The 14,813-nt window shown below is 66.3% G+C and carries 14 protein-coding genes; all 14 read left to right on the top strand.

The window, feature by feature from the left end; translation table 11 throughout:
• The first annotated feature begins 3 nt into the window (after positions 1-3).
• The 14 genes from U9J23_RS22170 (at position 4) to U9J23_RS22105 (ending at position 14,789) form a co-directional block, all read left to right on the top strand.
• Positions 4-537 (top strand): hypothetical protein, encoded by a 534-nt coding sequence (locus U9J23_RS22170; RefSeq protein ID WP_326600502.1) that lies wholly within the window; start codon positions 4-6, stop codon positions 535-537.
• Positions 538-753, top strand: a complete 216-nt coding sequence (locus U9J23_RS22165; RefSeq protein ID WP_326600500.1) for a hypothetical protein — start codon at positions 538-540, stop codon at positions 751-753. It begins immediately after the preceding gene.
• A gap of 67 nt (positions 754-820) precedes the next feature.
• A complete protein-coding gene (locus tag U9J23_RS22160; protein ID WP_326600498.1) occupies positions 821-1,174 on the top strand; it encodes a hypothetical protein in 354 nt (117 codons plus the stop codon).
• Positions 1,167-1,649: a hypothetical protein gene (locus tag U9J23_RS22155; RefSeq protein WP_326600496.1), complete on the top strand. Its 483-nt coding sequence runs from the start codon at positions 1,167-1,169 to the stop codon at positions 1,647-1,649. The genes U9J23_RS22160 and U9J23_RS22155 overlap by 8 nt, the downstream gene beginning before the upstream one ends.
• A 376-nt stretch (positions 1,650-2,025) precedes the next feature.
• A complete protein-coding gene (locus U9J23_RS22150; RefSeq protein ID WP_326600494.1) occupies positions 2,026-6,138 on the top strand; it encodes a phage tail tape measure protein in 4,113 nt (1,370 codons plus the stop codon).
• Positions 6,135-7,028, top strand: a complete 894-nt coding sequence (locus U9J23_RS22145) for a phage tail protein (RefSeq protein ID WP_326600492.1) — start codon at positions 6,135-6,137, stop codon at positions 7,026-7,028. Before U9J23_RS22150 ends, U9J23_RS22145 begins: the two co-directional genes overlap by 4 nt.
• A 32-nt stretch (positions 7,029-7,060) precedes the next feature.
• Positions 7,061-8,617, top strand: a complete 1,557-nt coding sequence (locus U9J23_RS22140; protein WP_326600490.1) for a Gp37-like protein — start codon at positions 7,061-7,063, stop codon at positions 8,615-8,617.
• A gap of 18 nt (positions 8,618-8,635) precedes the next feature.
• Positions 8,636-9,727 carry a hypothetical protein gene (locus U9J23_RS22135; protein WP_326600488.1) on the top strand — a complete coding sequence of 364 codons (1,092 nt, stop codon included), beginning with the start codon at positions 8,636-8,638 and terminating at the stop codon, positions 9,725-9,727.
• A 16-nt stretch (positions 9,728-9,743) separates the two neighbouring features.
• Complete coding sequence (locus U9J23_RS22130; RefSeq protein WP_326600486.1) at positions 9,744-10,799, top strand: hypothetical protein; 1,056 nt, start codon at positions 9,744-9,746, stop codon at positions 10,797-10,799.
• A 20-nt stretch (positions 10,800-10,819) separates the two neighbouring features.
• Positions 10,820-11,815, top strand: coding sequence for a peptidoglycan-binding domain-containing protein (locus U9J23_RS22125; protein ID WP_326600484.1), 996 nt, complete (start codon positions 10,820-10,822; stop codon positions 11,813-11,815).
• Positions 11,812-12,147: a hypothetical protein gene (locus tag U9J23_RS22120; protein WP_326600482.1), complete on the top strand. Its 336-nt coding sequence runs from the start codon at positions 11,812-11,814 to the stop codon at positions 12,145-12,147. The genes U9J23_RS22125 and U9J23_RS22120 overlap by 4 nt, the downstream gene beginning before the upstream one ends.
• A gap of 4 nt (positions 12,148-12,151) precedes the next feature.
• Positions 12,152-12,448, top strand: coding sequence for a hypothetical protein (locus U9J23_RS22115; RefSeq protein WP_326600480.1), 297 nt, complete (start codon positions 12,152-12,154; stop codon positions 12,446-12,448).
• A 3-nt stretch (positions 12,449-12,451) separates the two neighbouring features.
• Entirely contained in the window at positions 12,452-14,068 is a 1,617-nt protein-coding gene (locus U9J23_RS22110) for a phage upper tail fiber protein (RefSeq protein WP_326600478.1), read from the top strand.
• A 1-nt stretch (position 14,069) separates the two neighbouring features.
• On the top strand, positions 14,070-14,789 hold the full coding sequence (locus U9J23_RS22105; protein WP_326600476.1) for a hypothetical protein: 720 nt from the start codon (positions 14,070-14,072) through the stop codon (positions 14,787-14,789).
• The last annotated feature ends 24 nt before the right edge of the window (positions 14,790-14,813 follow it).

Genomic DNA, 14,813 nt, shown 5'->3' with positions numbered 1-14,813 from the left:
GCTATGGCGCGGAATCCCGACAACGTCAAGGTTTTTAAGGACGCGTGGATTTACCTTTCCGACGCGACCGCTCGACCCGCTCTCCCGACCGACGTCGATACGGCGATGGGAGCCGAATGGAAGGACGTCGGTCTGCTCGACGGCGACGGCGGGATCGGCGAATCCCGTTCGATCGACGAGACCGAGAAGTTCGGATGGGGCGCGGGTCTCGTCAAGATCTCCGGAAAGAACGTCGGTCTCTCCGGCTCGTTCACGCCGATCGAAGACAACCCGATCGTTCGTGAGCTCGTGTGGCCGGGCTCGACGAGCTCGAAGCTCAAGCTCCCGAAGCCGGTTTACCGCTGGCTCGCGATCGAAACGCAGGACGACTTCGAGGACAAGGAGCGTCTGTTCACGATCAAGCGCGCTCGTCTGTGGGTGCCGGAGAACACGAAGAACGAGAGCGACGCGACTTCGTGGGAAGTGCAGTACCGCTTGTTCGCCGACGGTTCCGGCGACGTCTTCGATCGCCAGGTCTCCGCGGTCGCGGGTGGCTAAGTGATCGCGATCGAGTTCGTTCGTGATCGCGGTCCGCGCGCGAAGGGCGACGTCGTGAACTACGACGAAGCCTCCGCCGCGGCGATCGTCGCGGAGGGAGCAGCGAAGTACGTCGCTGCTCCCGACGCGGCCGCGCTGCTCGAGCCCGAACCGGAGCCCGAACCCGATAAGCCGACGCGATCGCGTCGCTCGAAGCCGGCCGAAGCCGGCGACTGAAACGTCGGGAGCGCGGTGTTCGCGGGGAGCTCCGCGCTCCCGACTCCCAACAGGAAGGTATCCCCGCATGGCAGTAATCAGAGAGTCCGAGATCCGCGCGTTCGCGGAGAGTATCGGCGCGGTCGACGCGGCCGGGAACTACACGGTCCCGCGGAGTCGGCTCGCCGCCGGCGCGCTCGAGTACCGACGCGAGCTCGCGGCCGCGGACGTCGACGACGACGAAGACTTCGACGTCGACACGACGCCGACGTCGGACCGTCTCGTCGCGTTCGCGACGGAGCTCGCCGGCTCGATCCGGCTCGAAGTCGACGGAGACGACGGCGTCGCGGCGATCGCGCAGATCGTCGCGCACGTCGCCGGCGCGCTCGTCGAGCGTGACGGCTTGCACCTACGAAACACGAAGGATCCCCGCAATGAGTGACTACACCGAACACGACTACGACGACGCCGACGTCGACTTCGACGACGAGCGCCAGGACGACGAGCAGCTCGACGACGCTCCCGGCGGTTCGTGGGAGCCGGCTCTCCGCGCTCGCGAGCAGCGGCCGCGCGGCAAGGGCAAGAAGGGCAAGCGGCGGAGCGGACTCGACATTCCCGCGAACGCTCCGCGGCCGCAGGATCACAAGAAGAGCGCGGCGCAGCGCGAAGCCGACGGCGACGCGACCGTCGAGATCGTCTTCCGCGGTGAGAAGTTCCGCGTCGCGGCCGACATGGACGATTGGCACGTGCTCGCGGTCCAGGCGTTCTCTCGCGGCCGGAACATCGACGCAATCGAGATGCTGCTCGGACCGCGCCAGTGGGCCCGCTACCTGACGAAGTTCTCGAAGAAGCGCGACTTCGACGAGTTCGCGGAGCTCGTCGCGATCCGCTTCGGCTTCGGAGCAGCGGGAAACTAACGACCCTCTTCCGATTCCTCGAGGATCACGCGGATCTCGTGGAAGCCGATCTCTCGCGCTTCCACGGGATCCGCTACTCGGATCGGTGGAGGTTCGACGAAGCCGGCACGCGGAAGCTCACGCTCCGGGAGATATGGGTCCGGATCCAAGATCTTCCGGGCGATTCGCGTATCGCGAAGCACTTCAACAACGGGAAGCCGCGGTGGGATGACGAGACGTATCTCCTCGCGGATCTCGCGCACATTCTGTCCGGGAAGCCGCATCCCGCGCGACCGAAGCCGATCAAGACGTCGCGACTCGAATCTCCGCGGCGTCAAGCGATCTTGCGGAAGTACCAAGCGCGGAAGCGGGCCCGGAACGCCGGAGGGGAGGCACATTGAGCGAGCCGATCGGCTACGCGTCACTCCAAGTTATCCCCGTGCTCGCAGGGCTCCAAGGGAGCCTGCAATCCCAGATCGGCGATCAGCTCGTGCCGGCGGCTCGCCGTGCCGGACAAGACGCCGGGCGTGCCGTCGCCGACGGGATGCAATCGTCGGAGTCCGCGATCCGGGCGGCGTCGCAGCGGCTCGCGGCCGCTCGAGACGCGGAGCGCGACGCGGCCGGGAACCTCCGGATCGCGGAGGCGCACCTCGACGACGTCCGGAACAAATCGAGCCGTACGGCGGCGGAGCTCGCGGAGGCGGAGGAGCGCGTCGCTCGAGCACAGCGCGACTCCGATCGCGCGGCCGCTGGCCGTGCCTCCGCCGTCGACGAGCTCACGCGAGCGCGCGCTCGAGCGAACAACGAAGCCGACGAAGGCGAACGCTCAACTAGCCGATGGTCGAATGCGCTCCGCGACTTCGGCGGATCGGCGGACGCCGCCGGCGGGAAGCTCGCCGGGCTCGCGACCGCAGCCGCCGGGATCGGCGGAGCGTTCGCGGTCGGTATGCAAGCGATCGAGAACGCACAGATCGAGAACAAGCTCGCCGCGCAGCTCGGCGCGACGGGACCGCTCGCGCAGGAGTACGGCGAGAACGCCGCTCGGCTCTACCGTGCCGGGCTCGGCGATTCGATGGAAGACTCCGCGGAGGCGATCTCCGCCGTCGCGAACAGCTTCCGGACCGCCGGCTTCGAGGGCGAAAAGTCTATGGAGGCGATCGGCGCGGACGCGATGAACTTCGCGAAGATCTTCGACACGGACATAACCGAAGCCGTACATACGGCGTCGCAGCTCGTGACGAACGGGATCGCGAAGGACTCGACCGAAGCGTTCGATCTCATGACCGCGTCGTTCCAGCGCGTGCCGGCCGCTATGCGTGACGAGCTCCCGGAGATTCTCAACGAGTACGGAACGCACTTCCGCGGTTTGGGTTTCGACGGCGAGCAAGCCTTCAATCTGCTCGTCGACGCGGCGGATCGCGGAAAGTGGGCGCTCGACAAGACCGGCGACAGCTTGAAAGAGTTCTCGATCCGCGGCTCCGATATGTCGAAGGCGTCGACGGAGGCGTACGAAGCTCTCGGTCTCGACGCGGAGGAAATGAGCCGGAAGGTCGCGATCGGCGGCGCGGAGGCACAGGACGCGCTGCAAATGGTCTCGTATGCGCTGCTCGAGATGGAGGATCCGGCGGAGCGCGCGAATACCGCGATCGCTCTCTTCGGTACTCCGCTCGAGGATCTCGCGGTCGATCAGATCCCGGAGTTCTTCTCCGCGATCGCCGAAGGCAGTAACTCGATGTCCGGCTTCGAGGGATCTATGGCCGAAGCCGCGGAGACCATGAACAGCGGTCCCGGCGTCGCGCTCGAGTCTCTGAAACGCTCGATCATGGGCGGGCTCACGGACGCGTTCGGCACGCTCGCGAACTTCGTCATGCAGAACAGCGACGCGCTCAAGTCGCTCGCGATCGCAGTCACTCCGCTCGTCGGAACGATCGTCGCGATCAAGGGCGCAATGATGGCGTGGAGCGCGGCGCAGGTCGCGCTCAATCTCGCGATGAACGCCAATCCGATCATGCTTCTCGTAACAGCAGTCGGGGCGCTTGTGGCCGGCGTGATCTACGCGTACCGGGAGAGCGAAACGTTCCGCTCGATCGTTCAAAGTGCTTGGGATGGAATCAAATCCGCGGCGATGGGCGCGTGGGAAGGTTTCATCAAACCGGCATTCGACGGAATCGTCGCCGGCGGAAAGGCCGTCGGAGACGCGGCAATGTGGTTGTGGAACTCCGCGATCATGCCCGCGTGGAACGGGATCTCCGGCGTCGTGTCGACGGTGTGGAACGGCTTCGTCTCGCCGATGCTCGAGAACTTCCGGATCGCGCTCGGGCTGCTCGGCGACGCGGCAACGTGGCTGTGGAACAACGCGATCGTTCCCGCGTGGAACGGGATCTCGTCCGTGATCTCTACGGTCTGGAATGCGACCGTGGGCCCGATCATCGACGGAGCACAGACAGCGTTCCGCGCGGTCGGCGACGTCGCGACGTGGCTCTACAACGAAGCTATCCAGCCGGCATGGAACGGGATCCAGACCGCTATCTCCGCGGTGTGGGACTTCCTGAGCCCGATCTTTACGAAGATCGGCGACGGTATGAACGCGATCGGTTCGATCGCGTCGAGCGTCGCGTCGGGTATCAAGTCGGCGTTCTCCGGCGTCGTCGACGTACTCAAAGCTCCCGTTCGCTACGTCGGTTCGCTGTTGCAGAAGATCCCGGCGAAAGTCGGTCCGTTCACTGTTCCGGGCGCGGCGTCGCTCAATTCGTGGGGCGCATCGCTGCAAGCTCTCCGCTCCGGCGGACAGGTGGCCGGCCGGCGATCGGACGGGATGCTCTACGGGCCCGGCACGGGAACGAGCGACTCGATCCTCGGAGTCGGTCCGGACGGTATGCCGACGGCGCTCGTGTCGAAGGGTGAGTTCGTCGTGAACGCGGAAGCGACCGCGGCGAACCTTCCGATCCTCCGGGCGCTTAACGCCGGATGGGTACCGTCCGCGGAGTTCGTTCGCGCGCTCGTGCAGGACGGCGACTTCCGCGGAGACGTCGCTCCGCGCGGGATCTCCGACGATAACGAAGCGATCGGCGCGTTTCTCGACGCTCGTCGCGGCGTGCTCGACTCCGCGGAGTGGCTCCGTGCGCTCGTCGTCGACGGTGACTTCAAGGCCGCGGGCGCTCCGCGTGGCGTGAGCGACGATAACGAGCTCGTCGGCGCGTTTCTCGACGCTCGCTCGTCGCTGCTCTCGCGGCTTCCGCGGTTCGCCGACGGCGGTCTCGTGTCGGCCGACGAGCTCGTCGACTTCGCGAAGGGCGTCGAAGGCGAGCCGTACGTGTGGGGCGGCGTCAATTGGGGCGACTGCTCCGGAGCGGTCTCCGCGCTCGCGAACTTCGCGACCGGACGGGATCCGTTCGCGTCGCGCTTCGCGACGGGCACGATGGAGCAGGAGCTCGCGAAGCGCGGGTTCCAGCCCGGTCTAGGGCCCGCGGGATCGCTCAATGTTGGTTGGTTCAACGGCGGTCCGTACGGCGGTCACACGTCCGCGACGCTCCCGAACGGCGTCAACTTCGAGATGGGCGGTCAGCGCGGAGACGGGCAGTACGGCGGGATCGCCGCCGGTGCGGATGACCCGATGTATACCGATCACGCTCACCTTCCGCCGGAGTTCTTCGCGGGCGGAGACCTCGGTTCGCCGACGTTCGGAGGCTCGCTCTCCGACGGTGTCTCGTTCGCCGGCGGATCCGGCTCGGGCGCTTCGGGCGGCTCGGGCGGCTCGGGCGGCTCGGGCGGCTCGTCGTTCGCCGGCGGCTCGAGCTCGAGCTCGAGCTCGGGCAGCAGCGGCGGAAGCGGATCCGGGACTCCCGTCTTCGTGACCAATTGGCCGTCGAGTGTCGGCGCTCTCGCGGGGGCCGCGGCTGCTCCGGCGGCTCCGGCGACCGGGACCGGGCTCGCTACGGCGGCAACGGGAACGGCGGAGTCCGGAGCGGCCGAACCGTCCGCGGCTTCGGCTTCCGAGCCGGGACCGCTCTCGCAGATGCTCGGGAACCTTCAAGCGAAGGCGGAAGCGTTCGCGGGTAAGGCGGAGCAGATCGGCACGTTCGCGACGAAGGCCGGCGAGCTCGTCGCTATGGGCACCGCGGCCGCGAACGGCGGTCCGATCGATCCGGCGGCTCTCGTCGGGAATGTCTCCGAGCTCGCGACGCTCGGCGGCTCGATCCTCGAGCAGCCGCAGCAGCTCGGCGGCGAAGGCGTCGGCGCGTCGTACGGCGAAGGCGAGACCGGGAATCCGGAAGTCGACAAGTGGGGAGAGTGGGCGAAGAACGCCGCCGGACAGTGGGAATCGTTCTTTAAAGACCACTGGAAAGAGATGCTCAATACCGCCGTGGGTGTTGGGCTCGGAGCCCGTGGATCCGCCGGCGATACCTACAACATCAGCGGACCCAATCCGAACGCCGTCTCCCGCGTGATCGCGCGGAATCAGCGACGGCGCTCTCTGGCAGCACAGCGGACGGGAGGGTTTGGCAGATGAGTCTTCTCGACTCCGAACAGACGAAGATCGTCTATATCGGGCCTCCGAAGGCGGACGGATCTCCGGGGCGCACGTGGAATCTCGCGGGCCCGAACTTCGGCAACGAAGGCGTATTCCTCGAGACGGGAATGCAGGGGCACATGTTCGGGCCGCTCGACCTGCTCACGTCCGAAGGGGCGAAGCAGGACGGAGCGACGTTCCTCCGGAGCATCCGCGGGAAGCGCGAGTTCGATCTCCCGATCACGATCGAAGGGAACACGTTCCGGGAGTTCTTCGAGCGTCACGACGCGTTCTTCCGGTCGCTCGACTCCGACGTGCCGGGACACTTCGCGTTCTTCACCCGCTACAACGGGTGGCACTTCTCGCGCGTCCAGCTCGACTCCGATCCGCAGCCGCTCTCCGGAGTGGATCCCGCGGCGGAGTACTCGGAGAGCTACGTCGTCGGCGTGACGGCAATGGATCCGGCGTACTTCTCATTCGACGAAGAGGTCGGATGGAAGAACGACGACGGCTCGGGGGAAGGTGTGCTTCGCGGCCGGAACGCGGCGCACCTTCCCGCGTGGCCGCGCTACACGATGATCGGGCCCGGTCGGTATTGGATCGAGGATCCGCTCGAGTCGGAAGACGAGCTCCGTATCTTGCAGACTCCGGAGCTGCTCGCCGGCGAAGAGCTCCGAATCGACACGCACCCCCGCCGGCCGACCGCGCGACTCTACTCGAAGGCAACCGGATTCAACGGTCGCAACGTGTGGGGTCAGCTCGGCGGCCGCCGGTGGCTCCGGTCGATTCCTCCGTGGTCGAGTAAGGAAGTCGTCGTCCGCGTCGAAGGCGGCTCGACGGACTCGGCCGTTTACATGCAGATCACTCCGCGCGGAACGAGACCGTACTAATGCAGTGGGACGCTCGCGCAGCAGCGCGACGGATGGACGAAGCCTTCCTCGAGGAGCAGAGGGAGTGGACGGTCCCAGACGCGTACGTCCGCGTCTGGGACAACCGAATGCAGGAAGTCGGCGTCGCCGGCGACTATCTCTTCGAGCAGCATTCGTTCCGACGGAACAAGGTCGGAGCGTTCGCGATGACGCTCCCGCACGACACGCCGCTCCGGGACCATTTCTTCAACAACCCGGACGGCGAAGACGCGATGATTCCGATCACCGTCGACACGAAGGGCGCTCGGTGGTCCGGGAAGGTGGATCGCGTCGCTCTCGTGCGGGACGAGAACGGCGTCGAGACGATCGAAGTGTCGGCGCTCGACGATCTCAATCACCTATCGACGACGTGCCTGTGGGCGTCGCCGTGGGCGCCGCTCTACGCACAGTTTCCGCGGCACGATATCCGGATCGGTCCGGCGTGCTCGGTTATGGGTAACGGGTGGCTCGGGCAGAATCTCGCTCGACAGGAGCGGATGAACAGCTTCGAGAGCTTCCCGATCGTCGTCGTGCCGACGAACGTGCTCACGGACACGTCGCAATGGATCGGCGGCTCCGCGCGCTTCGATATGGCGTTCCCGTTCTTCGATCAATTCCTGAAGAACACGGGCGTCGTCGTCCGCGCGGAGATGTTTCTCCCGGAGGAAGACGAGCAGCCGGCACCGGAGTATTTCTGGCTCGAGGAGCCGACGATCGTCATTCGCTTCGAGGACGAGAGCAACGTAACGGGCCCGACGGGAACACTTCTCGACGGGCTCGTTTCGTGGATCGAAGATCTTCTCGACGACGGCACGACGCCGGTCCGTTACCCGAACTTCGACTCCGAAGCGGAGTACGAAGCGGTCTATCAGGCCGGCTTTCTCGGGACGAAACGTGAATGGCCGTGGGTGTGGTACCACAAGAGCGAGTTCGACGGGCTCGGAGAGTCGGAGATCGCGCTCCATAAGCCGATGGCTACCCACGTGTACGTGGGCGGTCGCTCGCCGTCGTATGTGAACGCGGCGATCGAGATCGCGATTAAGAATCTGCTCTCGTGGCTCGGAACACTGATCGGCATTCCCGGTCTGGACGCGCTCTATCGTGGGCAGCTCGACGACGTCTTCTTCGCGTTCGATGTGGGCGTGAACCGTGGTCGGGTACAGCGAGCGGGCCCGTACGCGTGGCGCGATCACTTCGTGAGCGGCTCGGAGAAAGCGTTCACGATCGACGGACAAATGGCGAAGCTGCAAGGCTTGCACGATACGCGCGGATACACGTCGCATCGCGTGACGGTAATCGACTGTCAGCCATATATTTTCGGGCTCCACTACAAAGTTGGGCAACAGATCGGTTTCAACCTCGACTCTCTGATCTTCGCGGACTACGTCGAGGAAGCCGTTCACACCGACGATCGGCAGAGCGGCGGACGCTTCGAGCTCACGATCGGCGACGGAGCCGACGAAGAGGATCCGACCGTTAAGGGATGGAACCGACTAGGGCAGATCGCACAGGTGATCTCCGTACTCGCGAAGGACGTTGGCATGGAAGCCGACTTCTTCGGGCTGTTCTAGGAAACGAAGGGAGACAACGTGAACGAAGTCGTCTTCCCGGCGCGGGTGACGATCACGCGTGAGATGGATCCGCACGGGCTCCCGATCACGCGCGCGTATCTCGACGTCGACGACGAATCGAGCGAGCTCCCGCTTCCCGCCGGCCGGCCGGGAGAGCCCGGTCCGCGCGGCCGGCCGCGGGCGCCGTGGATCAAGTCGGGAGAGGTCGCGAACGCTGGCGCTCTCCCGACGGGGCTCGGGCCCGACGATCGCGGGAAGTGGTGGCACGCGCTCGACACAAACTCGATGTGGACGTGGACGGGCTCGGATTGGAAAGAGTCTGTCGACGCCGTCGGTCCGCGCGGGCCCGTCGCTCTCGGTAGCACGCTCCACGTGACGGAGACGATCTCCGATCCGCGGATCCGGAATGCGGGAGCGGCGATCGCGCGCGGCGACGAGCTCCGAATCGTGACTCCGGCCGGGCCGCAGGGTCCGAAGGGACCGATCGGCGTCTTCGGCCGGATCCGGGAGGCTTCGGACTACGACGACACGGTCGGTCCGTCGCAGAACTCCGTCTTCGCGTGGGCGCGGAATCGTCGTGTCTTCCGGCCGTTGCCAACTCCGATGGGTTACGGACCGTGGTCGCTGGCGTCGTCGGACTTCGCTCCGGACTCGACGGCGGCGAATACGAACTCGATCGAGATCGGGCAGATCACGATTCCGGCGCTTCCGTTCGCGTGGCGTCCGCGGGTCCGTGGTCGCGTGCTGACAGGCGGGAGCGCGTCGGAGCCGTACGGCTTTCCGCACGTGTGGGCGCGGCTCGGCTCGTGGGATGGGCAACCCGTCGGGCACGGCCGGAATATCTTCCTGAGCTTCGCGAGCTTCGTCGAGATCCGTCCGTACTTCTCGGAGGCGACCGGGCTCGATACGTCCGGCTCCGCGAACTCGACGGACTCTCCGCCCGTGAAACTCACGCCGTCGTCGACGGTCGGCGTCGTGCCAGCACACGAGGAAGTGACGATCTACCTCCGCGTCGAGCGCGGAAGTACGTCGTCGAATCCCGTGAACACGATCTACCACCGGCAGGCCGGCGCGTACTTCGAGGTGTACGCGATCCCGGTCGCGTCGTGAGAGGGGAACAACACACATGGCCGAAGTGACGATCGGCGAGTATCTCGTCTCCGTCCGCATGATCGGCGTCGACGACGGAGTCGGGCTCGAGAACGTCGTGAACAGCTTCCAGGTCACGCCGACGGAGGGATTGCTCGAGCTCCGCTCCGGGAATCCCGGCGAGCCCGGTCCGCAGGGCCCGGACGCGTGGCCGTGGGTATGGCGCGGCGACGTCGCAGATATGGCCGCGCTTAACGCGATCCGGCCGACGCTCGGACTCGGTAACCGCGGATGGGCGTATCGCGTCGTCTCCAATAACTCCGTGATGTATTGGGACGGAGAGACGTTCTATCCGTTCGTGAACGCGTTCGGAGCGGAAGGTCCGCGCGGAGAGCCGAACGCTCTCACGATCGGCACTGTGACGACGCTCGACGAAGGCGAGAACGCCGTCGCGACGATCACGGGCACGGCTCCGAATCAGACTCTCAATCTGGCGATCCCGCGCGGCGGCGTCGGAGAGGAAGGTCCGCCGGGAGGTCCGGGCCCGATCATGACCGCGGCGGACGTCGACGACACGGTCCCGCTCGAGGATCGCTCCGTGCTCGTCTTCGACGAAGATACGGAGCTGTGGAAGCCGGCGCCGTGGCCGGGATGGTTGGGCCCGTGGGGTCTCGCCGGCGACTCTTTCTCGTCGGGCTCGAATGTCTCGGCGGCGACGACGACGATCGCGACGATCACGATCCCGGCGCAGAAAGTCGCGTGGCGTCCGATGGTCGAAGGCGGCGTTCACACACAGATTCACGTGCAGAGCGTCGGCGAAGCTCGCGTCGACGCGGAGGTCCGGATCGGCTCGGCGTCCGGAACGATCATCGGGTACGGAGGCGGCTTCCCGTCGGCGAACGTCTTCCGTTGTCCGATCATGCCGTACTCGGAGACGGCTCTCGCGCCGGACTCGACGACCGGCGTCGTGCCTGCCAACACGTCCGTGACGCTCTATGTCGTGCTGTCGCGGAACCTCGGCACGCGTAACTACTCATGGACGAATCAGCGGGCGAACCTCCACGTTTGGGGGATCCCCGTGATCGCTCCGTAGCTCGAGAGGAGCTCTTCATCATGGCAATCAGTAGGGCCCGCGTGAATGCTGCTCACGGCTTCGCGCACTACTACGCCGGACAGCCGTACGCGTACGGCGGGAACGGAACCGCGGCGACCAATTGGTCGGGTGATTGCTCGTGGGCGGTGTGTGCGGCCGCGGCGATCCTCCACGGCAAGAGTCCACATACCCGGTACGGCTCGACGGAGTCGTTCCGGCTCCGGTACCGGGAGCTCACGGACGCGCTTCCGTTGCTCCGTCGCGCGGACAACATGGCCGCGGTCCCGGCGAACGCGATCCTCCGGATCGGTAACCAGCACGGCGGAGGCGGCGCCAACTCACATACGGCGTGCTCGATCGAAGGGATGAGCTTCGAGTCTCGCGGGTGGCCGGGAGTGGTCTACGGGCCCGGCTCGACGGCGGCGAACCCGTCCGGGAACACTCCGCGCGCATGGAACAGCGAGCTGTTCCGGCCGTCGAATGACTTCTGGTACATCGCGGGCCCGATCGACGAGAGCTCCGGGCCCGTCTCGCCGGACGTGTTCCCGCTCGGCGGCGAACTTCTGTACTACGGACCGAGCTCGGGCCCGTGGGAATCGATCGGCTGTGAGTCCGGCGAACATTGGTCGTGGATCGCCGGTCTCAAGCTGTGGCAGAAAGCCGCCGGCGTCCCGGAGACCGGACGTTACGACGCGGCGACGGAGCGACGTGCAAAGCAATTGCAAGCGGAGGCGGGCGATCCCGCGTCGGGCCGGATCGGTCCGAAGACGTGGGCGCTCGCGTTCCGGAAGACGAACACGGGAGGACTGTTGTCCGCACTCACCGACAAAGAACAGCGCGAAGTTCTCGAAGGGATCCGCGCGATCCGGTCGGCGCTGCTCGATCCGCAGCCGTCGATCGCGAACGAAGCCGAACGCTTCGATATGCCGACGTACGCACGGCTCGCCGACTTCCATTCGTACTCGACTCACGAGCTCGTCAAGAAGATCGCCAAGAAGACGGGAGCGGCGGAGTGAGAGAGAAGATCGTCGAGAAGTGGGAGCCGATCCGCTTCGTGATCTATGGGGTGTGCTTCCTCGCGGCCGGCGTGCAGTGGTTCGCCGGCCGGATCACGGCGGACGAAGCGCAGGCTTGGACCGCGAACGTCGAAGATCTCGTTTACGCGGCCGGCTTCCTGCTCGCTGCTCGCTACGTGCCGAAGCCGGGCTCGGAGCCGGCGGTCGAGCCGGCCGGCGGATCGAGCTCGATCGCGGACGTTCGGGCCCGGCTCGCTGCTCCCGCCGGCGACCTCGAGGAAGCCGTCGGGCGCGTCACGGTCGACGAGCTTCGTCGCCGGCTCGGGCGGTAGTCGCGTGCTGCTCGAGCTGCTCTCGCCGGAGCGAATCACGGCGTTCGGTATGGCGTTCTCCGGAATCCTCACGGCGTGGGTAGGGGCGCAGACGCTACAGGTGAAGAAACTCCGCGCGCGTGTCGACGAGCTCGAGACGCAATCGACGCGCGATCGGAAGCTGCTCTCGTCGGCTCTCGGCTTCGTCCGTGAGCTGCTCTGGCATATCCGGGTGCAAGATCTTCTACTCCGACAGCACGCTCCCGGCGTCGACGTGCCGGAGCCGCCGGAGATCCCGGACGACTTGAAAGAGGAGGTGTGATCGGTGGGAACTATCCAGCCCGCGACGTACGGGAAGGTAGTCGGGAGGCTGCTCGCCGTCGTCGGCGACGGTCCTGACGAGGACGAGTATCCGATCGCCGGCGGTTTCCCGGACGCGGTCCCGCTTACGGGCTCTGTCACGTTCACTCCGCGGGCTCCGCGGCTGCTCGTGCGAACGGCGACGCCGGATCCGGTCGTCGCGTTCCCGACGGCGATCGAGGTACAGCTCGACGAATCCGGGTATCTCACGCACAACGGGAAGCGCGGCGTCTTCCTGCTCGCTCCGTCCGCGGCTGTGAACCCTCCGGATTGGACGTATCGCGTTCGGTTCAATCTGCAATTGAACGGGATTCCGGTCTCAACGCCGGATATCGAAGATCTCGAGCTCGTCGAGTATGTGCCGGGCCCGGATCCGCTCGATCCCGACGCGGGCTCGACGGCGATCGATCTCGCGCTCGCTGCTCCCGTGCTCCCGTCGTCGGGTACGCCCGTGGTTCGCGGTCCGGCCGGCGACTCTCTTGAGAGTGTCTCGCTCTCGAGTGACGGGCTCTCGCTCGTCTTCGAGATCCGGCGGGAGCTCGACGTCGACGAGCAGCTCGTCGCGATCCCGGCTCTCGCGGCTCTCGCGTCGGCTCGCGACGACGCAGTCGCAGCGAAGAACGCAGCGGTCACGGCGAAGAACGACGCGACGACGGCGAAGAACGACGCAGTGACGGCGAAGAACGACGCGGTCACGGCGAAGGGCGCGGCGGAGGTCGCAGCAGCAGCGGCCGCAGCGTCCGCGCAGGAGGCGGCCGATACGGTCCTCGACGGCGTTCCGAACGCGACCGCGACGGTTAAGGGCGGGATTCGGCTCGCCGGCGATCTCGGCGGGACGTGGGATGCTCCGACCGTTCCCGGTCTCGCGGCGAAGGCGGATCTCGGGCTCGACGTCGTCGCGACCTACACGAGCGGCGACTTCAACACGCTCGATTTCTCGACTCCCGGTAACTACAAGGTCCGTGGCGGGACCGGGTACGTCACGAATGCTCCGGCGACGACCGCCGGCGTTTGGTACAACGTGCTCGTTGTCCACGTCCCGGACGGCTCGAGTGAGACGGCGTCGACACTGTTTCTGGCGTCCGCAGCGAACACCGCGACTCCGTTCGCGCGCGTGAAGTACGGCGCGACGTGGGGAACGTGGGTCACGATCGCGTCGAATCCGTCGGCGATCAGCGTTTCGGAAGGCACGACGGGCACGGCGACGACGTCGCGCGCGGTCCGAGCGGACTACCTGAAACAGATCATCAACTTCTACGTGACCGGGAGTACGTCGACGGAGGCGTCGGCGATCGGGCAGGCTCTCGCGGCCGCAGCGGACGCGGCCGCGGCACGCGACGCGATCGACGCGCTCGCGGACGCGGACGGAGCCGTTACGAGCGCGCATATCGCGAACGGGACGATCGTCGACGCGGACATTTCCGGGAGCGCTGCGATCGCGCTCTCGAAGCTCGCCGCCGGTCACGTTCGCGGCTCGAAGAACGGGACCGCGACGACGCTCACGGTTTGGACGGGCACCGAAGCGCAGTACGCGGCGCTCGCGACGAAGGATCCGAACACGATCTATTTCCGGACGGCGTGACATGGCCGGCGTATCGATCGGAGGAACGGATCTCTCGAAGGTCGCGATCGGAGAGACGGAGATCGAGAAGATCTCGATCGGCGACGAGCTCGTATGGACGGCGATCCCTCCGTTCTCGTTCGTCGACGAGTTCGCGACCGCCGTCGCGACCGGATGGGGCTCGCAGTGGACGAAGATCGGCGCGATGTCCGCGACGGATGGACGTGTCGCGTCCGGGATCGCGATCGCGGTCGATCAGGGATTCAACACGACGAAGCGAGCCGCTTGGTATCGCGCGACGGACGTCGCGGCTCCCGTCGACGACGTCGTAGCGCGCTTCCGTATGTCGCAGCCCGGCGCGTACACGTACGACGCGGCTCACGAAGCCGTGCTCGTGAGCCGCGCGTCGGAGAACACGAGCGACGCAAACGGAGTGTGGGTGGTGTTGCATAACAACCAAGCGCGGATCTATACCGTTATCGGCGGTACGCAGACCGCGCGCGGAACGGCGGGCTCGTACCCGATGGGAGTCGACCTCGAGTTCCGCGCGATCGGACAGACGTACTCCGTCGTACGGATGGACACCGAAGCGACAATCACGTCGTGGACGGACTCGACGAACGTCGTTCCGACCGGAGCCGGATACCGCGGTTTGAAAGCCGCCGTCACAGCGACGGGCAGCTTCGGCGCGGGCACGAAGGGATCCGCCGGCTTCGACCGGATCGAGTACGGTCTCGCATGACACGAAGCGCCCGCTCCCGTATTG

This window comes from Rhodococcus sp. PD04 (assembly GCF_035918275.1).
GTDB classification, from domain to species: domain Bacteria; phylum Actinomycetota; class Actinomycetes; order Mycobacteriales; family Mycobacteriaceae; genus Rhodococcus; species Rhodococcus rhodochrous.
The sequence above is the reverse complement of the archived record's forward strand: the minus strand, read 5'-3'. Positions and strand labels throughout refer to the sequence as shown.

What these genes read in the sequence shown, in the direction of transcription:
- U9J23_RS22140 (WP_326600490.1), top strand. Translation starts at nt 7,061, where the DNA reads ATGGACGAAGCCTTCCTCGAGGAGCAGAGGGAGTGGACGGTCCCAGAC.
- U9J23_RS22130 (WP_326600486.1), top strand. Translation starts at nt 9,744, where the DNA reads ATGGCCGAAGTGACGATCGGCGAGTATCTCGTCTCCGTCCGCATGATC.
- U9J23_RS22105 (WP_326600476.1), top strand. Translation starts at nt 14,070, where the DNA reads ATGGCCGGCGTATCGATCGGAGGAACGGATCTCTCGAAGGTCGCGATC.
- U9J23_RS22155 (WP_326600496.1), top strand. Translation starts at nt 1,167, where the DNA reads ATGAGTGACTACACCGAACACGACTACGACGACGCCGACGTCGACTTC.
- U9J23_RS22170 (WP_326600502.1), top strand. Translation starts at nt 4, where the DNA reads ATGGCGCGGAATCCCGACAACGTCAAGGTTTTTAAGGACGCGTGGATT.
- U9J23_RS22125 (WP_326600484.1), top strand. Translation starts at nt 10,820, where the DNA reads ATGGCAATCAGTAGGGCCCGCGTGAATGCTGCTCACGGCTTCGCGCAC.
- U9J23_RS22160 (WP_326600498.1), top strand. Translation starts at nt 821, where the DNA reads ATGGCAGTAATCAGAGAGTCCGAGATCCGCGCGTTCGCGGAGAGTATC.
- U9J23_RS22145 (WP_326600492.1), top strand. Translation starts at nt 6,135, where the DNA reads ATGAGTCTTCTCGACTCCGAACAGACGAAGATCGTCTATATCGGGCCT.